The 21,480-nt window shown below is 65.3% G+C and carries 19 protein-coding genes; 12 read left to right on the forward strand and 7 right to left on the reverse strand.

The annotated features are described in order from the left end of the window. Nucleotides 1-23: 23 nt before the first annotated feature. From AC1DX2_RS03040 to AC1DX2_RS03050, 3 genes are all read right to left on the reverse strand, one after another. Complete coding sequence (locus AC1DX2_RS03040; protein WP_477194807.1) at nucleotides 24-2,990, reverse strand: EAL domain-containing protein; 2,967 nt, start codon at nucleotides 2,988-2,990, stop codon at nucleotides 24-26. A 382-nt stretch (nucleotides 2,991-3,372) separates the two neighbouring features. Next, nucleotides 3,373-4,152: a hypothetical protein gene (locus AC1DX2_RS03045; RefSeq protein ID WP_477194808.1), complete on the reverse strand. Its 780-nt coding sequence runs from the start codon at nucleotides 4,150-4,152 to the stop codon at nucleotides 3,373-3,375. 179 nt (nucleotides 4,153-4,331) lie between these two features. After that, a complete protein-coding gene (locus AC1DX2_RS03050) occupies nucleotides 4,332-4,970 on the reverse strand; it encodes a hypothetical protein (RefSeq protein ID WP_477194809.1) in 639 nt (212 codons plus the stop codon). Between the two features lie 203 nt (nucleotides 4,971-5,173). Here AC1DX2_RS03050 and fliD point away from each other — a divergent pair, with 203 nt between their 5' ends. The 4 genes from fliD to AC1DX2_RS03070 all read left to right on the forward strand — a co-directional run bounded on the left by fliD (nucleotide 5,174) and on the right by AC1DX2_RS03070 (nucleotide 8,031). After that, nucleotides 5,174-5,881 (forward strand): flagellar filament capping protein FliD, encoded by a 708-nt coding sequence (fliD, locus tag AC1DX2_RS03055; protein ID WP_477194810.1) that lies wholly within the window; start codon nucleotides 5,174-5,176, stop codon nucleotides 5,879-5,881. A gap of 70 nt (nucleotides 5,882-5,951) precedes the next feature. Continuing rightward, nucleotides 5,952-6,932, forward strand: coding sequence for a potassium channel beta subunit family protein (locus tag AC1DX2_RS03060; RefSeq protein ID WP_477194811.1), 981 nt, complete (start codon nucleotides 5,952-5,954; stop codon nucleotides 6,930-6,932). A gap of 41 nt (nucleotides 6,933-6,973) precedes the next feature. Next, nucleotides 6,974-7,360 carry a DUF488 domain-containing protein gene (locus tag AC1DX2_RS03065; protein ID WP_477194812.1) on the forward strand — a complete coding sequence of 129 codons (387 nt, stop codon included), beginning with the start codon at nucleotides 6,974-6,976 and terminating at the stop codon, nucleotides 7,358-7,360. Nucleotides 7,361-7,371: 11 nt separating this feature from the next. After that, nucleotides 7,372-8,031, forward strand: coding sequence for a YdeI/OmpD-associated family protein (locus tag AC1DX2_RS03070; RefSeq protein ID WP_477194813.1), 660 nt, complete (start codon nucleotides 7,372-7,374; stop codon nucleotides 8,029-8,031). Nucleotides 8,032-8,049: 18 nt separating this feature from the next. On the opposite strand, the gene AC1DX2_RS03075 is transcribed toward AC1DX2_RS03070, so the two are convergent. From AC1DX2_RS03075 to AC1DX2_RS03085, 3 genes are read right to left on the reverse strand one after another with little or no spacing between them, the layout of a single operon-like run. Further along, nucleotides 8,050-8,694 (reverse strand): glutathione S-transferase family protein, encoded by a 645-nt coding sequence (locus AC1DX2_RS03075; protein WP_477194814.1) that lies wholly within the window; start codon nucleotides 8,692-8,694, stop codon nucleotides 8,050-8,052. Next, on the reverse strand, nucleotides 8,694-9,131 hold the full coding sequence (locus tag AC1DX2_RS03080) for an SRPBCC family protein (RefSeq protein ID WP_477194815.1): 438 nt from the start codon (nucleotides 9,129-9,131) through the stop codon (nucleotides 8,694-8,696). Before AC1DX2_RS03080 ends, AC1DX2_RS03075 begins: the two co-directional genes overlap by 1 nt. Beyond that, a complete protein-coding gene (locus AC1DX2_RS03085; RefSeq protein WP_477194816.1) occupies nucleotides 9,131-9,466 on the reverse strand; it encodes an ArsR/SmtB family transcription factor in 336 nt (111 codons plus the stop codon). The genes AC1DX2_RS03080 and AC1DX2_RS03085 overlap by 1 nt, the downstream gene beginning before the upstream one ends. Before the next feature lie 171 nt (nucleotides 9,467-9,637). On the opposite strand from AC1DX2_RS03085, the gene AC1DX2_RS03090 reads away from it, so the two are divergent. The 4 genes from AC1DX2_RS03090 to AC1DX2_RS03105 all read left to right on the forward strand — a co-directional run bounded on the left by AC1DX2_RS03090 (nucleotide 9,638) and on the right by AC1DX2_RS03105 (nucleotide 15,834). After that, nucleotides 9,638-10,825 carry an ABC transporter substrate-binding protein gene (locus AC1DX2_RS03090; RefSeq protein ID WP_477194817.1) on the forward strand — a complete coding sequence of 396 codons (1,188 nt, stop codon included), beginning with the start codon at nucleotides 9,638-9,640 and terminating at the stop codon, nucleotides 10,823-10,825. A gap of 186 nt (nucleotides 10,826-11,011) precedes the next feature. Beyond that, on the forward strand, nucleotides 11,012-13,900 hold the full coding sequence (locus AC1DX2_RS03095; protein WP_477194818.1) for an MASE4 domain-containing protein: 2,889 nt from the start codon (nucleotides 11,012-11,014) through the stop codon (nucleotides 13,898-13,900). Between the two features lie 19 nt (nucleotides 13,901-13,919). Beyond that, the gene (locus tag AC1DX2_RS03100; protein WP_477194819.1) at nucleotides 13,920-14,831 is read left to right on the forward strand and encodes a CoA transferase; all 912 of its coding nucleotides are present in this window, start codon (nucleotides 13,920-13,922) and stop codon (nucleotides 14,829-14,831) included. Between the two features lie 91 nt (nucleotides 14,832-14,922). Continuing rightward, complete coding sequence (locus AC1DX2_RS03105) at nucleotides 14,923-15,834, forward strand: adenylate/guanylate cyclase domain-containing protein (protein ID WP_477194820.1); 912 nt, start codon at nucleotides 14,923-14,925, stop codon at nucleotides 15,832-15,834. An 87-nt stretch (nucleotides 15,835-15,921) separates the two neighbouring features. Here the strand turns inward: AC1DX2_RS03105 and AC1DX2_RS03110 are convergent, their stop codons facing one another. Then, on the reverse strand, nucleotides 15,922-18,264 hold the full coding sequence (locus AC1DX2_RS03110) for a YgiQ family radical SAM protein (RefSeq protein ID WP_477194821.1): 2,343 nt from the start codon (nucleotides 18,262-18,264) through the stop codon (nucleotides 15,922-15,924). 152 nt (nucleotides 18,265-18,416) lie between these two features. Between AC1DX2_RS03110 and AC1DX2_RS03115 the strand changes: the two genes are divergently transcribed. The 4 genes from AC1DX2_RS03115 to AC1DX2_RS03130 all read left to right on the forward strand — a co-directional run bounded on the left by AC1DX2_RS03115 (nucleotide 18,417) and on the right by AC1DX2_RS03130 (nucleotide 21,454). Continuing rightward, complete coding sequence (locus AC1DX2_RS03115; RefSeq protein ID WP_477194822.1) at nucleotides 18,417-19,160, forward strand: MgtC/SapB family protein; 744 nt, start codon at nucleotides 18,417-18,419, stop codon at nucleotides 19,158-19,160. A 78-nt stretch (nucleotides 19,161-19,238) separates the two neighbouring features. Further along, nucleotides 19,239-20,006 carry an ABC transporter substrate-binding protein gene (locus AC1DX2_RS03120; RefSeq protein WP_477194823.1) on the forward strand — a complete coding sequence of 256 codons (768 nt, stop codon included), beginning with the start codon at nucleotides 19,239-19,241 and terminating at the stop codon, nucleotides 20,004-20,006. Between the two features lie 34 nt (nucleotides 20,007-20,040). Continuing rightward, nucleotides 20,041-20,727, forward strand: coding sequence for an ABC transporter permease (locus AC1DX2_RS03125; protein WP_477194824.1), 687 nt, complete (start codon nucleotides 20,041-20,043; stop codon nucleotides 20,725-20,727). A gap of 13 nt (nucleotides 20,728-20,740) precedes the next feature. Continuing rightward, entirely contained in the window at nucleotides 20,741-21,454 is a 714-nt protein-coding gene (locus AC1DX2_RS03130; protein ID WP_477194825.1) for an ABC transporter permease, read from the forward strand. Nucleotides 21,455-21,480 lie beyond the last annotated feature (26 nt).

The raw sequence follows: 21,480 nt of genomic DNA on the forward strand, positions 1-21,480 counted from the left end.
ACTCACACCCCAGAGAAAACTTGTCAGTGCATGGCCTTGGCCGCGGCCGGGTCGGCGAACAGGTCGACCTGCGCCAGCACCTTGTCGGCCTTGCCTATCATGAAGGCGTACAACGCCAGCTGCTCGTCCTGGATGAAGCTGGCTGAGGAATCGGCCGCCAGCAGCTTTGACGGGCTTTGCGGGCGCGCCACGGCGTAGCCCTGCACGTAGTCGACGCCGATCTCGGCCAGCGTCTGCACAGTGGCATTGTCTTCTGCCCATTCGGCGATGGTCTTCATGCCCAGGTTCTTGGCCAGGCTGACGATGGCTTCGACGATGGCGATGTTGGCCGGGTGGTGGTTCATGTTGACGATGAAGCTGCCGTCGATTTTCAGCAGGTCGGCCGTCAAGTCCTTCAGGTACGAGAACGAGGTGTAGCCGGCGCCGAAGTCGTCCAGCGCCACCTTGGCACCGTAGCCGCGCACGCGCTCAACGAAACGGCGCGTATTGTTCAGGTCGTGCAGTGCCACGCTCTCGGTGATCTCCAGGCACAGCTGGCTGGCGATGTGGGTGTTGAGCTCCAGCATGGCATACACGTCCTGCAGGAACTTCTCGTCGTTCAGTGACGCGCCGCTCAGGTTCATGCAGACGAACTTGGTGTGCTTGATCTTGTCGTAGTTGGAATTCAGCCAGGCCAGCGTGGTGGACAGCACCCAACGGTCGATCATGCCCATGCGCCCGCTGTTCTCACCGGCGGCGATGATGCGGTCGGTCGGCACGATCTTGCCGCTGGGGTCGCGCATGCGCAGCAACACCTCGAAGTTCAGCGACTCGTGCGGCGCCGTCAGCGACATGATGGGCTGCATCTCCAGGTACAGGCCGTCGGTGGCCGAACTGGTGGACAACTGGGCCACCAGCTTCAACTCGGCCTCGTGCTTCTGCAACGCCACCGCATACCGCTCGTACACCACCAAGCCATCGCCCTGGCCGGTCTTGGCGTCGCGGCAGGCCCGGTCGGCGGTGGAGATGGCGTCCTTCAACTGCATGCCGGCGCTGACCTCGATCAGGCCCACCGAGCCGCGCACGTGGAAGGCACGGTCACCCACCTTGTAGGGCACATTGCCCAGGCTGGTGACGATGCCCTGGCAGATCAGCGTGGCCAGCGAGATCTTGGTGTCGGGCAGCACGATGACGAACTCGTCACCGCCCACGCGTCCAATGTGCAGGTCGCCCGACAGCATGTTGTTGATGCGTATGCAAACCTGCTGCAGCACCTCGTCGCCGGCGACGTGGCCGTACAGGTCGTTGATCAGCTTGAAACGGTCCAGGTCCAGGTAGGCCAACGCCAGCGGGCGGCCGTCGGCCAGGCCGGCAATTGCCGCAGCCAGCACCTTCTCGATGCCACGGCGGTTCAGCACCTTGGTCAGCGGGTCATTGTTGGCAAGGAAATTCAGCTCTTCGGTGGCGCGCGACTTTTCGGTCACATCCTGCAGCGATCCCTCGATCTTGTCGCGCGACAGCGTGGCATTGACCAGATAGCGGTTGGGCACCAGCACGCCGGGCTGCGCCTTGCCGTTGATCTCCAGCTCGGTACCTGGGTGGTTGTGCAACTGGTGGTGCAACAGGGTCCAGGCGCCGGGCTCGAAGTAGTCGCGCCAGGAGTGCCCGCCGGACTTCAGCACGTTGTGGCCCAGCATCTTCAGCAGCGCCGGGTTGGCGCTCATGAAGCGGCCCTGCATGTCCAGCGTGAACATGCCCACCGGCATGGCCTCGAAGGTGTGCTCCAGCTCGGCCTTGGCGTCCAGCCACTGGCGGTGGTCCTGGCGCATCTGTTCGGCAATGGCCAACGCCGCCAGCAGGCTGCTGGACAACGCCGCCGTCACGCTGTTGACCGATGTGACCAGGCCCTTGATGCCGAGCGCCGCGGCGATCACTTCCGACAGGCTGGCGAACAGCGTCACACCGATGGAGGCGCTGTACCACATGGCCACGCGTGAGCGTGTCTTCATCAGGATGCGCACCAGCAGGAACACCAGCACCGGAATGGCGATGCCGGTGGAGACCCAGATGATGGGCAGGAACGAGGCGAAGGGCAGGAAGAACGACAGGCCCAGCAGCGGCACGCAGCTCCACTGCGCGGCGGCCAGCAGGCCGCGGTAGCCCACGCGCTGCAAGTCGTCGCGGAACAGGCAGGTGAACAACACCACCGTCAGCGTGTAGTACAGCGAGGTGGTAACCAGTCGGCCCTGGATCAGCCATTCATAGGGCACCGACTGGCCCAGCCACTGCGTGTCCCAGCCGGCCGACAGTGCGGCCATGCGCAGGTTGACCACCAGCCAGGCGGCAAACAGCACGTACATGCCCGAGCGGTTGATCAGCGCCGTGACCATCACGAACAGCGCCAGGATGATGATGCCGCCATCCAGCAGACCGGAATTGCGGTGGAATTGCAGCGCCGATATGTCCAGCGCGGCCACCGGCCACAGGCGGGCGGAAATGCGCGCGGGCCCGACGGATGAGGAGCGGCACAGCACCTGGGTGCCACTGGCCCCCACGGGCAGCGTCAGCGAGAAGCCTGCCTTGGCGGTGGACACCTCACCAAAGGTGCCGTGCCGGTTGCCGCTGCCCAAGGGCTGCAGCGTCTTGGCGTCCCAGCAGCTGATGTCCAGCGCATGGCGCGACGGGAATTCGACCGCCTGCTGCGCATTGCCATTGACATTAAATGTCTCGAACATCAGCCAAAAGGGCTCTTCCGACAGCTTTGTATCGACATACGAGCTGAACGGCTGCGATTGCACCAGGGCCAGGCCTTGCGCGGGTTCGAGGGCGCTGCTGGTGCCCTTGGCGACACGGATCTGCAGGGGGTTGCCACCTTCGCTGGGGTATTCGGTGTTCCAGACGAACAGTGCCAAGGCCGAAATCAGCACAATGGCCACCGGCAAAGCATAGGTCCCCACCACGTACAGGATGGTTTCCAGCCCATTGCTGGCCCGCAGCAGGTGCTGACGCATTCGCTGAACAGGGTTCAACAACATCACCCGGCCCCTTTGACGACGAAGATGGTCTTCCAACGCATAGTTTTGCCACGGGGAAAAGACCCCGAGGTCTGGAACTTACACTGGCGCGACCCGGCGGGCAAGCCTTGGGCTAAAAAAAGTTCTCAGGAAACGACATATAAATCATTGGGTTGCAACAAAATCATCATGTGTCACCTACGATTTATCCTGCAAATTCAAGCCCCTAGGATAAATGGCAGTGATCACAGCTGTTTTTACTCACAGTATTCTGAACAAACCGCTGCAAACTGTTGTTACGTCGCATAAAACCCACATCCGCAAAGAAAAAAGCTGCCCGAAGACAGCCTTTTCCATACAGCCCGTCCAGTTGCCAGGTTCACATGGGGTAGCTGGTTTCCATGACCTGGAACGGCGGCAGCGCGGGGCGGCGCGTCCGCACGGCGGACTCGTTGGAGAACAGGATGTCCGGGTGGTGCGTCTCGAAGACGAAACCATGCAGCGGGTGGTTGGCCTGGGTCCAGCGCGCCTCGGCAGTCTGCACGTTGAACGACATCACGCGGTGCGGCAGGTTGCCGGCGTGGCGCAGCGGGATGAAGCCGCTGCCGGGGTACACGTCGTCAAACAACAGGCGCTCGTACTGGCGGTCTATCGGCGAGCGGCCGGCAATCACCATCCACTCGATGCCGGCCTGCTGGCAGTACTGGAAGTAGGCCTTGAACAGCACCGTCTTCACCAGCCGGCCCACGCGCTCTTCGGTCACACCCAGGCGCGTGGCCTCGGCCAGCGGGCGCTTTTGCAGCCAGGCCGGCAGCTCGATGGACTGCTCCAGGCACAATGGGCGGAAGCGGTTGGTCTGGATGCGCATGGTGCCCAACGGCGAGCCGTCCAGCTTGGACTCGGCCAGCAGGATGGCCACGCCGTCTTCCATGTCCAGGGCCTCCGGCGCCTTCAGCGTCTCGGCGAACTCGGGCAGGTGGCGGGCATAGGCGCTGTAGCGCACCTTCACGGCCTTGCCCAGGTCAGCGGCGTTGCGCACCAGCTTCACGGTGAATGGCAGGCGCTCCTCCTTCAGCGGCGCGTCGCGCGGGGCGGGAAAGTTCTCGCTCACGACGAACTGTTGGAGACGACTGATCACAGTCTTGATCTGCTGGTTCATGGCGGCCTTTTAATGCGAATGAAACGATGCTGTTGGCAGTGAAGCGCGCTGTACGCGTCCCCCTTCTCTGCCCCTTGCAACAAACTGTAAGTTCGCCATCACAAAAAGTAATGTCAGCGCCTGGACAAACAACGCGTAGGAATTTCGCTGACAAGCCAACCCCGCCCAGGTCGCCGTGGTCAGAGGGCGGTCACCCGCAGTTGCAGTGCCTGTGGCGCCTGGGTGGCCGCCCTGCTGGAGTACACGCCGGGTGGATCAACCGCACCGCCCGTGACGGCAATGGTCACCCACTGGTCCAGCGGCAAGACCACCGTGGTGCTCAATTGGCGCTGGGTCTGCGCCGGCATGGCGGCACCGCTGCTGGTGTCCAGAGCGGTCTGGCGCAATTCCAGCTCCACCGTCACCGGCTGCTTGCCGCCGGGCCAGCGCGGCTTGACGGCCAGGCTTTGGCCCACTGGCAGAGCCGTTATCGCATTCGCCACCGCACCGCCAGCGCTGCTGGCTGAGCCGCCTGAACCGCCACTGCCACTGTTGCGCGTCGTCGCCTGGGCCCCGGCTGCCTGCACCCACTGCACGAACACCGTGGCACCGAAGCGCAGACTGGCCTCCTGGCCGTTCTTCACCAGCACGGCCTGTTGCTGCAGCGCCGGCTGGTCGACAGGCTGCGTGCTGACCACATTGGCGCCCTGCCCTGGTGCCTGGGCGCGCAGCTCCACCACCAGGTTGCGCTGCGCGACCTGCGCCGGCAACGCCGGCAGCGCGGGTGGCGCTTTGGTGGGCGTCTGTGCTGTGGCCTGTCCGCAGCAAGCGAGCAGCACCAAGCCGCCTGCCGTGCAAAAGTGCAAGCCGTGGCGCAAACGTTCGAAGCATGGCCATCCCATCCCCGTATTGGACCGGCTGCGCCGGCGCGAACGTGGCGAGAAAAGCGGGGCTAATACCCCGTTGTTCGCGCTCAAGCTCAGTGGCTGGGCTGCTACCCTGCCCGCCAACGACGTTGCAACAGCCTGCCACCCCACTCCCCATGAGCATCAACACCTACTACGGCAACAGCAGCCTGCTGGGCGGCAGCTACGGCGCCGCGTCCACGTCCACCTCCGGGGCGGGTGGCGTCAACGCTGCGGCGCAGGCGCTGCAGCGGGCCGAGGCGCGCGTGCAGTCGCAGCTGGACGCCACCAGCACCCAACTGTCGGCCTTCGGCAAGCTGAAATCGGCAGTCTCCGATGCCCAGCTGGGGGCCCGGGGCTTGAGCAGCCTGAGCAGCACCAGCACCAGTACCGACATCGGCAACGCGGTCACCAAGTTCTTGAACACCTACAACGGCGCCATCACCACGGCCGCCGCCGCTGCGGCGCTGCCGGGCACCAGCACCGAATCCATCGCCGCCGGCCGTGCCGGCACCGACATGCGGCGCAGCCTGAGCGCCAGCGTCGCCACGCTGGACGCGATGAAGAAACTGGGCTTCAGCCTGCAAAGCAACGGCACGCTGACGCTGGACCCAACCAAGTTCGCCGCCGCGCTGAAGGCCGACCCCGCGGGCACCCGGGCCAGCCTGGCCAAAATAGGCGGCCAGGTGGACGCCACGGCAGCCAAGGAGCTGGCCGACAACGGCGTCGTGAAGAATTCCATGAGTTCGTTGAACCTGCGCACCACCAGCCTGCAGGCGCAGCAGAACACACTGGCCAAGACGCTGCTGGCGCTGACCGGCAGCAGCAACGGCAGTTCGAACTAGGCGACACCACGCGTTCACACAAGGGCGGCGGCGATCTGCTATCGTCGCGGGCACTTCAAGGAACACGCGCATGCACTACCGACGTCTGGGCCGCAGCGGCCTGCAAGTCAGCGAACTCTCACTGGGCTCCTGGGTGACTTACCACAACCAGGTGGACATCGCGTCCGCGCGCGAGATGCTGGCCTGCGCGATGGACGCCGGCGTCAACTTCTTCGACAACGCCGAGGCCTATGCGCTGGGTCAGAGCGAGACGGTGATGGGCGAGGCGTTACGCGAGCTCAAATGGCCGCGGCTGAGCTACATCGTCTCCACCAAGTTCTTCTGGGGCCTGGCGCGCGAAGGCAACACCGTCAACCGCCGCGACACGCTGAACCGCAAGTACCTGATGCAGGCCATAGACGGCTCGCTGTCCCGCATGGGCCTGGAGCACATCGACCTGGTCTATTGCCACCGCCCGGACCCGCACACCCCCATCGAGGAAACCGTGTGGGCGATGAGCGACATGATCACCCGTGGCAAAGCGTTGTACTGGGGCACCAGCGAATGGTCGGCCGACGAGATTCGCGCCGCCTGGATGATTGCCGACAAGCACCACCTGCACAAACCGGTGATGGAGCAGCCTCAATACCACCTGTTCCACCGCAAGCGGGTGGAGCAGGAGTTCGCCCGGCTGTACGAAGACCTGGGCCTGGGCCTGACCACCTGGAGCCCGCTGGCCAGCGGCCTGTTGACCGGCAAGTACCAGGCCGGCGTGCCCGAGGGCAGCCGCGGTGCGCTGCAGAGCATGGGCTTCCTGGTCAAGGGCCTGACGGACGCCGACAGGAACGCCGCCGTGGCGCGCCTGGGCGAGGTGGCGCAGCAGTTGGGCTGCAGCGTGGCCCAACTGGCCATTGCCTGGGTGGCGAAGAACCCACGTGTCAGCACGGTGATCACCGGCGCCTCCAAGCTGGCGCAGCTGCAGCACAATCTGGGCGCAACAGAGGTGCAGCCCAAACTCACCCCTGAGGTGCTGGCGCAGATCGACGCCATCACCCTGCCCCTGGCGGCTTGAACGGCGCAACAGTTCTGCGCAAGGACCATGAGGAGCACACCATGACCATCACCATCGTGCAATTGGGCCAGCCGCGTGCCAGCCAGGAAGGCCCGCGCATTGGCACAGTGCGTCGCCCACCGCGCGGCGTGCCCAAGAGCGAGTTTGCCAGGCAGGACTGGTACGACGTCTGGTACCCCAACCTGGCACCCAGCGTGGAGACCATGAAGCTGGGGCAGGCAGCGACAACCGACAAGGACTGGGCCGCCTTCAAGAAGAAATACCGCAGCGAGATGGCTGAGCTTGAGGCCAGCCGCAACCTGGATCTGCTGGCCACGCTGTCACACGGCAGCAACTTCTCCATGGGCTGTTATTGCGACAACGAAGCGCGCTGCCACCGCTCGGTGCTGCGCGAGCTGCTGCAGGAGCGCGGCGCCAAACTGGCGTAACGCGCAGGCACATGGCCACCACCACCTCTGCCGAACCCACCTTCTTCGCCACGCCCGAAGCCTTTTGCAAGTGGTTGACCAAGCACCATGCCACGCACACCGAGTTGCTGGTGGGTTTTCACAAGGTCGACTCGGGCCGGCCCAGTATCAGCTGGCCCCAGTCCGTGGACGAGGCGCTGTGCGTGGGCTGGATAGACGGCGTGCGCCGGCGCATCGACGAGCACAGCTACAGCATACGGTTCACGCCACGGCGCGCCACCAGCATCTGGAGTGCCATCAACATCGCGCGGGTGAAGGAACTGAGTGCCCAGGGTCGCATGCTGCCGGCCGGGTTGAAAGCCTTTGAGGCGCGCCAAGAGCGCAAGAGCGGCATCTACGCCTACGAGCAGCGTCCAGCGGACCTGCCGCCCGAGTACGAGAAACTGTTCAAGAAGCACAAGGCGGCGTGGACGTTCTACCAGGGCATGGCGCCGTGGTACCGCAGAAACACGTGCTGGCACGTCATCAGTGCCAAGACCGAGGCCACTCGCCTGAAGCGGCTGAAGCAGTTGATAGACGACTGCGCCAACGGCCGCACGGTGGCGCAGCTGAAATGGAAGGCGCCCAGTGACAAAGCCACCAGCAAGGGCAGCCCCTCCACGGCGGCTCCTGCCGTGCCCAAAAGCAAGTAGGAAATTACCAGGCCGACATCACGCGGCATCCGCCGCCGCGAAATGGGCCATCTGGTCTGCATGGGCCTTTGCGAAAGACGGACGGGCCGTGGCACGCGCGACATAGCCGCGACAGCCGGGATAGTTGGCCAAGCCGTCGAAGCGGTCCACAAGCCGCAGCACATCCACCATCACCACGTCGGCCACGGAGAACGTGCCGGCCAGCCATTCGCGCCCTGCCACCACCGCCTCCATGTGCTTGAGGCGGGCCTTCAGGAACTCCTCCAGGTGCTTGCGGGCCGGCGAATCGATGGTGTCGCCGGAGAGCTTGAAGAGGGACCAGGGCAGGCTCGCGGCCTCGACCGAATTCAGCGCCGCGAACAACCATTCCTTGGTGTCGCTGCGGCCACGCGGGTCGACCGGCATCAGCGCAGGGCTGCGTTCGCCCAGGTGAAGCAGAATGGCGCCGCTCTCAAAAATGGACATGTCGCCGTCCGTCAACCACGGCACCTGGCCAAAAGGTTGGTGCGAAAAATGCTCTGCATTGCGGCTGTGGAATGACACGCTCGCGACGCGGTAGGGCAAGCCCGCCTCTTCCAACGCCCAACGCACCCGGATATCGCGCACATAGCCGCGCGGAAACTCGGGAACCCAATCGAAGGTGGTGAGAACCAGGTCGGTCATCAGGCGTCTCCAAGAAAAAAGGACAGTTTGTCGAACCAGCCATTCCAGCCTTGTTCGTGGCTCTGGCACGCGGCTTCGTCGGGAAGCTGTTCGTGGACCAGCGTGAGCTCGGTACCGCCATCGAACGGCTTGAGCAAAAACGTCACCAGCGACAGCCGCTCCGGCATGCCCGGCCATTCCCAGGTGAAAACCAGCTTCTTGTCGGGAACCACTTCGCGGTAAACCCCCGTGGGGTTGTACTGCTGGCCGTTCAGCAACTGGAACACGATGCTGAAGCGGCCTCCGGGGCGCACGTCCGCTTCGGCGCTGAGCGTGGGCCCGGCGTCTGGCCCCCACCATTGCAGCATCAGTGCGGGTTGCGTGATCGCCGCGTAGACCTTGGCCGACGGGGCTTTGATACGGCGCACCAGCGTCACGCTGGGCAGGCTGATGGTCATCACTTCTCCTCCTTTTCGACCAAGGCAACAAGCCGGTCAAGGCTGGCGGTCCAAAAACTTTCATAGCGCTGCAGCCAGTCCATGGCCTCTTGCATCGGCCCGGCCGACAGGCTGACTGACACGGTGCGGCCAGTCTTGGCCCGGGCGATCAGGCCCGCATCGGACAGGACATCCAGATGCTTCATCAAACCCGGAAGCTTCAGAGACATGGGCCGGGCCAGCTCGCTCACCGACAGGCCGGGCTCATCCTTCAGCCGCAGCAGGATGTGCCGCCGGGTGGGGTCGGCAAGGGCCGAAAAGGTCCGGTCGATGCCGGATGACTGATACTTCACCATATAGCGAAGTATTTGCCATTTTCTTGCTGAAGTCAACCCCCGGTGACGCAGCCGTGCACAACATCAACGTGCTGACTGCGCGCGTTGCACAATGGCCGGGTTTACGCTATCAGGCGCGTGCAAAGCGCGGCGCTACCATCCGCAACAACAAAATCTGCAGGAAAACATCCCATGACCAACCGCCGACTCGTTCTGTCCCACGGCGCCGCCCTGTTGGGCGCCGCTTCCACTGGCCTGCTGCTGCCACAGCTGGCGCGCGCCCAGGGCACCAAGGTGCGGGTGGGCTTGATGCTGCCGTTCACCGGCACTTTCGCACCGCTGGGCGTGGCGATTGAAAACGGCTTTCGCCTGGCCATCGATGAGCGCGGCGGCAAGCTGGGCGGGCGCGAAATCGAGTATTTCAAGGTAGACGACGAGTCTGAACCTTCGAAGGCGATTGAAAACGCCAACAAGCTGGTGCAGCGCGACAAGGTGGACGTGCTGGTGGGCACCGTGCACTCTGGCGTGCAAATGGGCATACTGAAGGTGGCGCGCGACAGCGGCGTGCTCTCCATCATCCCGAACGCCGGTGTGCATGCCGCCACCCGCGCGCTGTGCGCGCCCAATGTCTACCGCACCAGCTTCACCAACAGCCAACCGACACGCGCCCTGGGCAAGTACCTGGTGGACAAGGGGCAGAAGAAGACCGTGTGGATCACCTGGAAGTACGCTGCCGGCGAAGAGTCGCTGGAGGGCTTCAAGGAAGGCTACCTGGCAGCCGGCGGCACCATCGTCAAGGAATTGTTCGTGCCCTTCCCCAGCGTGGAGTTCCAGGCGCTGCTGACCGAGATCGCCTCGCTGAAGCCCGATGCGGTGGCCTGTTTCTTCTCTGGTGGCGGCGCCGTCAAGTTCATCAAGGATTACGCGGCCGCTGGTCTGAAGGACAAGATCCCGCTGTACGGCCCCGGCTTCCTCACGGACGGCGTGCTGGACGCCGCCGGTGCTGCCGCCGAAGGCATCGTCACCACGCTGCACTATGCCGACAGCCTGAACACGCCCCGCGACAACGCCTTCCGCCTGGCCTATGCCAAGACCTTCAAGCTGCAGCCCGACGTGTTCGCGGTGCAGGGCTACGACGCCGGCCAACTGCTGGCGCTGGGCGCCACCGCCTGCAAGGGCGATTTCGGCAACAAGGCCGCACTGTACAAGGGCATGGACAACGCCGTCATCGACAGCCCGCGCGGCAAGTGGACCATGAGCAAGGCGCACAACCCGATCCAGGACATCTACCTGCGCAAGGTCATTGGCAAAGAGAACCAATTGGTGGGCGTGGCGGCCAAGCAACTGGCCGACTCGGGTGCCGGCTGCAAGATGGGTTGACCACTTGCGCCAGGGGCAACGGCCCCAACCGGCATCCTGGCCTACAGGGGCCGCCTTGCCCCTGCCGTCAAATTCCTCTAAGCTGGCCCTCATAAAGCCATCCGCGTTGGTGCTGCCGGAAACGACGACTGTCCCATCCAAGAGGACGGCGCCGCTGCCGGGATGAAGCATCGCCAAATAGCCGCCATGCCAGGGTCTGTCACACCGCAAACACCGTCAGCCTTCCTGTCCACGTTGGCGCCGGGTTCCCACCACAGGCGCCTGGCGATGTGGGTGTTGCTGGCATCCGTGCTGATCTTTGTGGCGCTGGCCCCATTTGCCCGCGTGCCGCTGGCACAGGTGCCCGCGTTCATTCCCATCTACCAGTCGCTGGCCATCGCCAGCGACGGCATCACCGCCGTGCTGCTGCTGGGCCAGTACCGGCTGCTGCGCTCGCGCGCGCTGCTGTTGCTGGCCAGTGGCTACCTGTTCTGCGCCTTCATGGCGGTGGCCCATGGGCTGAGCTTTCCGGGCCTGTTCGCGCCGGGCGGCATCCTGGGCGGCGGCGGGCAGACCACGGCCTGGTTGTACTTCATCTGGCACGGCGGTTTTCCGCTGTTCATCATGGCCTATGTGCACCAGAAGAATCGCATGACCAGCCAACCGGCCCAGCCAGCCCACCCGCACGGCCGGGGCGGCGACGCGGCGGCCGCAGTCGCCGGCGCGCTGGTGTTGGCCATGCTGGCGGCCTTGCTGACCACTGCGGGCCATGAGGCGCTGCCCATCATCATGCGTGGCAACCAGGACAACGGGCCCAAGGTCGTGGTGGCGTCCTTCACCTGGGCCTTGTCGCTGGCTGCGCTGGTCTATCTGTGGCGCAAGCGCCCGCACAATGTGCTGGACCTGTGGCTGACGGTGTCGTTGGTGGCCTGGCTGTTCGACGTCGCGCTGTCATCGGTGCTCAACGCCCAGCGCTTTGACCTCGGTTTCTATGCCGGCCGCGTCTACGGCCTGCTGGCCGCCTCCTTCGTACTGGTCGTGTTGTTGTTGGAAAACAGCCGGCTGTACGCCGAGCTGCAGCAGGCCAACGAGCGTGAACGGCGGCGCAACGAAGAGCTGGAACTGGCCCGCGACAAGGCCGACCGCGCCGACAAGGCCAAGTCCGAATTCCTGGCGGCCATGAGCCATGAGATCCGCACACCCATGAACGGTGTGGTGGGGATGGTGGAGGTGCTGGGGCGTTCCAGCCTGAAGCCGCACCAGATCAGCATGGTGGAGCTGATACGCGACTCCGCCTCATCGCTGTTGACCATCATCGACGATATCCTGGATTTCTCCAAGATCGAGGCTGGCCGGATGGACATAGAAGCCCAGCCGCTCAGCGTCAGCGAGGTGGTGGAAAGGGTCTGCATCGTGTTGAACCGGCTGGCGGAGAAGCAACGCGTGGAACTGACGCTGTTCACCGACCCGGCCATTCCCGAACTGCTGATGGGCGACGCGTTGCGGCTGCGCCAGGTGCTGATCAACCTGATCAACAACGCCATCAAGTTCTCCGCTGGCGCCGCTCGCCCCGGCAAGGTGACGGTGCGCGCGCTGCTGCTGAGCCAGGATGCGCAGGTGGCGCAGGTGGCCTTTCAGGTGGTGGACAACGGCATCGGCATGGACGAGGCCACGCTGGCCCGGCTGTTCACCGCCTTCACCCAGGCCGATGCCGCCACCACACGGCGTTTTGGCGGCACCGGCCTGGGTCTGGCCATCTCGCACAACCTGGCCACGCTGATGGGTGGCCAGATCACCGTCACCAGTTCACCGGAGCAAGGCTCCACCTTCGCATTTCACCTCCCTTTCCCGTGCGTGCCGGGCGGTGCGGTGGCCAGCGCGAATGCCTCGCCGGTGCAAGGCGTGAACTGCCTGGTGATCGGCTGCGACCAGACGCAACTGGGCGACCTGGCCGCCTACCTGGTGGACGCCGGTGCCCATGTGCACACCGCCAGCCAGCTGGCCACCCTGCCGCCCCTGCCGGCCAGTGATGGCGCGCCCTGGGTCTGGGTGGTGAATGCCTCGGCCGATGAGCCGCCCGGCATGGACAGCCTGCGCGCCAGCGCCCGTGGACACGGCCAGCCCGATACCCATTTTGTCGTCATCGGCCGCGGCGCCAGCCGTTACCCCCACCGCATCGACGCCGACCGGGTCAGCCTGGATGGCAATGTGCTGACCCGAGCCGCCTTGCTGCGCGCGGTGGCCATCGCCGCCGGCCGCGCATTGGCCAAGGAAGTTCATGAAGAGGAGCCCCCCGTGCCCGCACCCTCCACGCCCGCTCCCGCCCCACCCTCACGCGAAGAGGCGCGCCGGCAAAGCCGGTTGATCCTGGTCGCGGAGGACAACAACATCAACCAGATGGTCATCATGCAGCAGCTCCAGCTGCTGGGCTTCACGGCCGATCTGGCGGCCGACGGCATGTTGGCGTTGGAGCGTTGGCGCAGCGGCGACTACGGACTGGTGCTGACCGACCTGCACATGCCGGTGATGGACGGCTACCAACTGACCGCCGCCATACGCGCCGAGGAGCCCGCAGGCCAGCACATTCCCATCGTGGCGCTGACCGCCAATGCGCTCAAGGGCGAGGCCGAGCACTGCCGCAGCGCCGGTATGGACGACTACGTGAGCAAGCCCACGCCGCTGGCGGATTTGCGCACCATGCTGGAGAAATGGCTGCCACCCGTGGGCATGGACAACGCCGCCAGCGCTGGCACCTCTTCGCTGGACCTCAGCGTGCTGCGCCAGCTGGTGGGGGACGATCCACATTTGATACAGCGCCTGTTGCGCAATCTGCGCAGCTGTGCCACCGAGGCCACCCAGGCCATCGCCAGCGCCCAGGCCAGCGGCGACACGGCAGAAGTGGCCGCACAAGCGCACAAGCTGAAGGCCGCCGTGCAGTCGGCCGGTGCCAACGCCCTGGGCGAGCTGTGCGCGCTGCTGGAGAAAACCGCGCACGCCGGACCGTCGGCCAAACTGGACGATCTGTGCCAGCAGTTCAAGCACGAAGCGGCGCGGCTGGACAGCGACCTGGTGCAACACCTTTCACCCGCTCCTTGAACATTACCTTTCCGACACCATGACCGCTGCATCCCGTCAGTCCGCCCGTCCGCTCAAGGGCGTGCGCATCCTCAGCCTGTGCCTGAACCTGCCCGGCCCGGCCGCGCTGATGCGGGCCCGTGACATGGGCGCCACCTGCATCAAGCTGGAGCCGCCGCCGCCCAACGGCGCACCGGCCGGCACCTCGGCCGACCCCATGGGCCTGTACAACCCGCAGGCCTACAAACAGTTACACGCCGGTGTGCGCATTGGCGTGGCCGACCTGAAGACCGACCAAGGGCAGAAGCTGCTGCACCGCGAACTGGCCCGGGCCGACGTGCTGCTGACGTCGTTTCGCCCCTCCGCGCTGACCAAGCTGGGTCTGGCCTGGCGCGCGCTGCACAGGCAGTACCCGCAGCTCAGCCAAGTGGCCATCGTCGGCTCGCCGGGCGAGCGGGCCGAAGAGCCCGGTCATGACCTGACCTACCTGGCCGAAATGGGTCTGGTGGACGGCCTGACCCTGCCCCCCACGCTGTACGCCGACATGGGCGGCTCGCTGTGCGCCTCCGAGGCGGTGCTGCAGGCGGTATTGCTGCAGCGCAGCGAGGGCAAGGGCCGCTTCCACGAGGTGGCACTGTCCACGGCTGCCGGTTACCTGGCGCTGCCGCGCAGTTGGGGGCTGACCGTGGCCGGTTCCGCCGTCGGTGGCGGCCACGCCGGCTACCGCGTCTACCCCTGCCAGGACGGCCGGGTGGCGGTGGCGGCGCTGGAGCCGCATTTCGCCCGCGCACTGTGCGCCTGCGCCGGCACCCCCATGCAAGGCTTGGCGCAGATGTTCGCGCCTGCGACACACCAGGCCATTGCCGCATTCATGGGCCGGCACACCCGCAAGCAGCTGGAAGCCCTGGCCCGGCAACACGACATTCCGCTGCACACGTTGGCGCCCAATTGACGCTGCGCAATCTCGGCGCACACGCCCCGCTGACGCGGGGCCAGCATCACGCCATAATGTCCTACAGACAACAAAGCATGCGCCGCGCTTCATGAACCACAAGACCGTCGTGTTCGCCGATTTGAGCGGGAGCACGGGCGTCTTCGAACAGCTGGGCAACGCCAAGGCCACCAACGCCATCACCCGGCTGACGCAATGGATGGGCGCGGTATGCACCAGCCACGGTGGGCGTGTCGTCAAGTACCTGGGCGATGGCGTGCTGATGGTGTTCACCCACAGCGGCGCGGCGTTGGAAGCCGTCACCACCATGCAGCGCCTGCACAAGCAACGGCTGGAAAAATGGCCGAAGGAATTGCGCATGCGCCTGAAGGTGGGCCTGGCGCGCGGCGACGTGGTGGAACAACAGGATGATTTTTTCGGCGACGCCGTCAACGTGGCCTCACGCCTGAGCGACATCGCCGCCGACGACCAGATGCTGGCCACCGACACGGTGATCGACGACCTGCCGTCCAGCCACAACCACCGCTGCCGCAGCCTCGGTCCCATGAACCTGCGTGGCCGCGCCGAGCCCTGCGTGGTGTTCCGGGTGGAGTGGCAGGAGGAGGTTCCGACCGATTTCCTGACGATGCCGGGCATGCTGGCCGTGCCGCCCAGCCGCAAGCCTGAGGTCGAGTCGCAGCGTTTGGAGCTGAGTTCGCTGGGCACGGTGATGACGTTTGCCATCGCCCAGTTGCCGGCGCTGATGGGGCGCGACGCCGAAGCCCACTTTGTCGTGCAAGACCAGCGGGTGTCGCGCCTGCATGCGCGCATCGTCTGGCGCCAGGGCCAGTTCGTGCTGGAAGACGTCAGCAGCTACGGCACCTGGGTGCGCTTCACCGGCAACGACAACATCATCGCGCTGCGGCGCCAGGACTGCATGCTGCACGACAGCGGCGAGATCGCGCTAGGTGCGTCGTTTGACGACTTCAGCGTGCCGACCATCGCGTTCAAGTTCTTGAATTAACAAGCATCCTTGGTTTGCGAAATCAGGCCGCCGCGTAGCCACGCGCACCAGCGGCGTCGGCAACCGCCAACCAATCAACGGAAGGCTCTAGGATTTGCGCCGAGGCGGCTTGACGCTGGGCTTGGCGGCGCCAGTTTCGCGCGGCGGCAGGCCGGTGTGCTGGGTCAATATCCGGCCCTTGGTCACCGGCGAGGTCTTGGTGCCGGCCGGCGTGGAGTTCTTGCGCCGGGCGCTGGTATAGCCAGCAGCACTGTCCAGCGGCTGGAAGGTCGGGATCAGTTGGTGCTTGCCGTTGCCTATCAGGTCGGCGCGGCCCATCTCCTTCAAGGCCTCGCGCAATGCCGGCCAGTTCTTCGGGTCGTGGTAGCGCAGGAAGGCCTTGTGCAGGCGGCGGCGCCGCTCGCCGCGCACGATGTCCACCACCTCGCTCTTGGCCGGGTCACGGCTGACCTTGCGCAGCGGGTTGCGCCCGCTGTGGTACATGGCGGTGGCGGTGGCCATGGGTGACGGGTAAAACGTCTGCACCTGATCGGCGCGGAAGCCGTTCTTCTTCAGCCACACCGCCAGGTTCATCATGTCCTCGTCGCTGGTGCCGGGGTGGGCGGCGATGAAGTACGGAATCAGGTACTGCTTCTTGCCCGCTTCGGCCGAGAACTTCTCGAACATCTGCTTGAACTTGTCGTAGGTGCCAATGCCGGGCTTCATCATCTTCGACAGCGGCCCCTGCTCGGTGTGCTCGGGCGCTATCTTCAGGTAACCGCCCACGTGGTGGGTCACCAGCTCTTTCACGTACTCGGGTGACTGCACCGCCAGGTCGTAGCGCAAACCGGAGCCGATCAAAATCTTCTTGATGCCCTTCAAGGCCCGGGCGCGCCGGTAGATCTTGATCAGCGGCGTGTGGTCGGTGTTCAGGTTCGGGCAGATGCCGGGGTACACGCAGGACGGCTTGCGGCAGGCCGCCTCGATCTCCGGGCTCTTGCAGCCTATGCGGTACATGTTGGCCGTAGGGCCGCCAAGGTCGGAAATCACGCCGGTGAAACCCTTGACCGTGTCGCGTATCGCCTCCACCTCACGGATCACCGAATCTTCAGAGCGGCTCTGGATGATGCGGCCCTCGTGCTCGGTGATGGAGCAGAAGGTGCAGCCGCCAAAACAACCGCGCATGATGTTGACCGAGAAGCGGATCATCTCCCAGGCCGGGATCTTGGTGGCGCCGTCATGGCCGCCTTGCTCGTCCGCATACGCCGGGTGTGGCGAGCGGGCGTATTGCAGGTCAAACACCTGGTCCATCTCGGCCATGGTCAGCGGGATGGGCGGTGGCGTCAGCCACACCTCGCGGGCGGTGGCGCCCTCGCCGTGCGCCTGCACCAGCGCGCGGGCGTTGCCGGGGTTGGTCTCCAGGTGCAGTACACGGTTGGCATGGGCGTACAGCACCGGGTCGCTCTTCACCTGCTCGTAGGATGGCAGGCGTATCACCGTGCGGTCGCGCGGCGGCAGCTTGAACTTGCCGGCAAGCGCGCCACCGCGGGGGTGGAAGGTGATGGGCTGCACGGTGGGATTGACGTCGCTTGCGAGGTTGCCGCTGCCCTCTTCCTTCGCACACACCTCGCCCTGGGCCTTGGCCTGGTCGGCGATGTTCATGTAGGGGTTGATGTGCTCTTCCACCCGGCCCGGTGTATCGACCTCGGTGGAGTCGATCTCGAACCAGCCCTCAGGCGTGCCACGGCGCACGAAGGCGGTGCCGCGCACGTCCACAATGTTGTCCACCGGCTCGCGCGCGGCCAGCCGGTGGGCAATCTCCACAATGGCGCGTTCGGCATTGCCATACAGCAGCAAGTCCACCTTGGCGTCCACCAGGATGGAACGCCTGACCTTGTCCTGCCAGTAGTCGTAGTGCGCGATGCGGCGCAGAGAGCCCTCGATGCCGCCCATCACGATGGGCACCTCGGGGTAGGCCTCACGGCAGCGCTGCGAGTACACCAGCGAGCTGCGGTCAGGCCGGCTGCCGCCCTGGCCACCGGGGGTGTAGGCATCGTCACTGCGGATCTTGCGATCCGCCGTGTAGCGGTTGATCATGGAATCCATGTTGCCCGCGGTCACGCCGAAGAACAGGTTGGGCTTGCCCAACTGCTTGAACGGGTCCGCGCTTTGCCAGTCCGGCTGGGCGATGATGCCGACACGGAAGCCCTGGGCCTCCAGCACCCGGCCAATGACGGCCATGCCAAAGCTGGGGTGGTCCACATAGGCGTCGCCGGTGACGATGATGATGTCGCAGCTGTCCCAGCCCAGCGCCTCCATCTCCTTGCGGTTCATGGGCAGGAATTTGGCGGTGCCAAACCGTTTGGCCCAATAGGGCCGATAGCCGAACAGGGACTTGTCGGCGCGCGGCACCTTGGGGGGTGCGGGAGGGGTCAAAACGGTGGAGGACAAGGGGGACCTTTGGGTAACCCTCCATTTTAAGGTTTTATCGGTGTTTGCGGGGGTTAATCGGCTCTGGGCGCCTCGCCCCAGCCGCGTGAACCCCTGCGCCGGGTGGGGATACTCCCATGGAGGGGGCTGTCTAAATGCCCTAAGGTGCAGCCATGCCTTCCGTGCAAACCTTGTTGTCCTTCTGGTCCGCCCCCGTGCTGGGTGCCAATCTGCTGGTGTTGTGCAACATCCTGGGCGCCCTGCTGCTGGGCCTGGTGGTGGGCTATGAGCGCTCTTACCATGGTCGCGCCGCCGGTATGCGCACCTACGGGCTGGTGTGCATGTCCTCGTCGGCCCTGACGGTGATAGGCGGCTATTCCTCGCAGTGGTTTGGCGGCGTGGGCGCGGCTTTCAGCGCGGCTGACCTGTCGCATGTGATCCAGGGCATCGTCACCGGCATCGGCTTCCTGTGCGCCGGCGTCATCATGAAGGAAGGCTTCAACATCAGCGGGCTGACCACGGCGGCCTCGCTGTGGGCCGCGTCCATCACCGGCATTCTGGTGGGCACCGGCCTGTACATCGCCGCCATCACGCTGGCAGCCCTCAGCGCCGCCTGCATGGTGTGGATCTCCCGGCTGGAAGGCTGGTTGCCGTCGCGCCAGGCGGTCGCCATCTCCGTGCGCTTCGGCCCCGGCTTCCAGCCCAAGGAGCCCGGCCTGCGCGCGCTGGCCGGGGCGCGCGGCTACGACATCGCCAGCGGCACCATCGCCATCACGCTGAAGGACGGCGCAATGCAGTGGCATTTCGTCGCCGTGGCGCGCAGCAAGCAGAAAATGGCGCCCATCTCCGAGCTGGCGCTGGAACTCAGCCGCATGGAAGGTGTGGTGGAATTTCATCTGTCCTACGCCCGCAATTGAGCCCGCGGCCCCAGGCCCTAAAATCCCGCCACGAACATCTGCGGGACCGCGTTGCGCGGCCTTTGACCAAGGAACACCATGAAACGACTGCTGTTGGCCGCCACCCTGGCTTTGCTGGCCGCCCCGCTGCTGGCCCAGACCAAGGACCTGCGGGTGGCGATAGACCCGACCTACCAGCCCTTCACCTTCAAGACGCCGGACGGCAAGCCCACCGGCTTTGACGTCGACATCGCCAGCGCCATCTGCGAGCAGATCAAGCGCAAGTGCGTGTTCGTGGAGCAGGTGTGGGACGCCATGATCCCCGGCCTGCAGGCCAAGAAGTACGACGCCATCATCAGCTCCATGTCCATCACCGACGAGCGCAAGAAGGCCGTGGATTTCACCGACAAGTACTACAACACCCCCAGCCGCATCGTCGTCAAGACCGGCACACCGTTCACCAACCTGGCCTCGCTGAAGGGCAAGCGCATCGGCGTGCTCAAGGGCAGCACGCAGGAGAAATACGCCATGGGTGAGCTCAAACCCGTGGGCGTGACCGTGGTGCCCTACGAAGCGCAGGACCAGGTCTATCTGGACATACGCGCCGGCCGGTTGGACGGCACCGTGGCCGACCATGTGGAGGTGACCGGCGGTTTCCTCAGCAAGCCCGAGGGCAAGGCCTATGGCTTCGTCGGCCCGGCGCTCAACGAGCCCAAGTACTACGGCACCGGCGCCGGCATCGCGCTGCGCAAGGGCGAGACGGCGCTGCGCGACGAGATCAACACCGCCATCAAGACCATTCGGGCCAATGGCAGCTACAAGAAGCTCAACGACAAGTACTTCAGCTTCGACGTCTACGGCAACTGAGCCGCGATCTGGCCGACGCCGCCATGACCCCTGAATGAGCGACTACTACGCCTCCATCCTGCAAGGCGCGCTGCTGACCGTGGGCGTGTCGCTGAGCGCGTTGGCGGTGGCGGTGGTGTTGGGCCTGCTGGGCGCGGCGGCCAAGCTGTCGGCCAGCCGCGTGGCGGTGGCCGTGGCCACTGCCTACACCACGCTGGTGCGCGGCATTCCCGAGCTGGTGCTGATGTTGCTGCTGTTCTATGGCGGCACCATGGGCCTGAACAAGCTGCTGGAACTGATGGGCAGCGAGGCCACGGCCGACATCAACCCCTTCCTGGCCGGCGTGCTGACCATTGGCTTCATCTACGGCGCCTTCATGACCGAGACCTTCCGCGGCGCCATCCTGAGCATTCCCAAAGGCCAGGCCGAGGCAGCACGCGCCTACGGCATGAACCGCCGCCAGGCCTTCCTGCGCATCACCGCGCCGCAAATGGTGCGCTACGCCTTGCCGGGCGTCACCAACAACTGGCTGGTGCTGATCAAGGCCACCGCGCTGGTCAGCCTGATCGGCCTGCACGACATGACCTACCTGGCCAAGCAGGCCAGCGCGGCGACGCGCGAGCCTTTCGCCTTCTTCCTGTTCACGGCAGCGCTGTTCCTGGTCTACACCTCGGTGTCGCTGGTGGTCTTGAACCGGCTGAACCAGCGCTACAGCCTGGGTGCAAAAAGGGCAACGCTGTGATGAGGGCCACGTCGTGAACTGGTCCGTGATCTTCGAGCCGCAGACGCTGGCGCTGTACGGTGAAGGCATCCTGACCACGCTGGCACTGCTGGGCGCCTCGTTGGCCAGCGGCGCGCTGCTGGCCTTCGTGTTCGCGCTGGCGCTGACCGGGCCGTACAAGCCGCTGCGCTGGCTGGTGGGCGCCTATACCTTCGTGATACGCGGCACGCCGCTGCTGATCCAGGTGTACCTGATCTACTACGGCCTGGCCCAGCTGGAGTGGGTACAGGCGCGCTGGGACGAGGTCTGGCCCTGGACTTACTTCAAAGAGCCGTTCTTCTGCGCCGTGCTGGCCTTCGCGCTCAACACCGCCGGCTACACCGCAGAGATGCTGGCCGGCGCGATACGCGAAACCCATGCCGGCGAGATCGAGGCCGCCCAGGCCATGGGCATGAGCCGCGTGCAGGTGATGGCCCGGGTGGTGCTGCCCAGTGCGCTGCGACGGGTGCTGCCGGCCTACAGCAACGAGGTGGTGATGATGCTGCACGCCACCAGCCTGGCCAGCACGGTGCCGGCCATGCTGGACGTGACGGCAGCCGCCAGCCGCATCTTTTCCGACTTCTACCTGCCGTTCGAGGCCTACATCACCGCCGCGCTGATCTACCTGGTGGCCAGCTTCACGCTGATCGGCCTGTTCAGGCTGGCGGAAAAGCGCTTCACCGCCTACCTGTCACCCGCGCGCACCTGACGCACCTCAAACCCATTGTCTGCCGC

The organism is Hylemonella sp. P2_B10 (genome assembly GCF_056404875.1).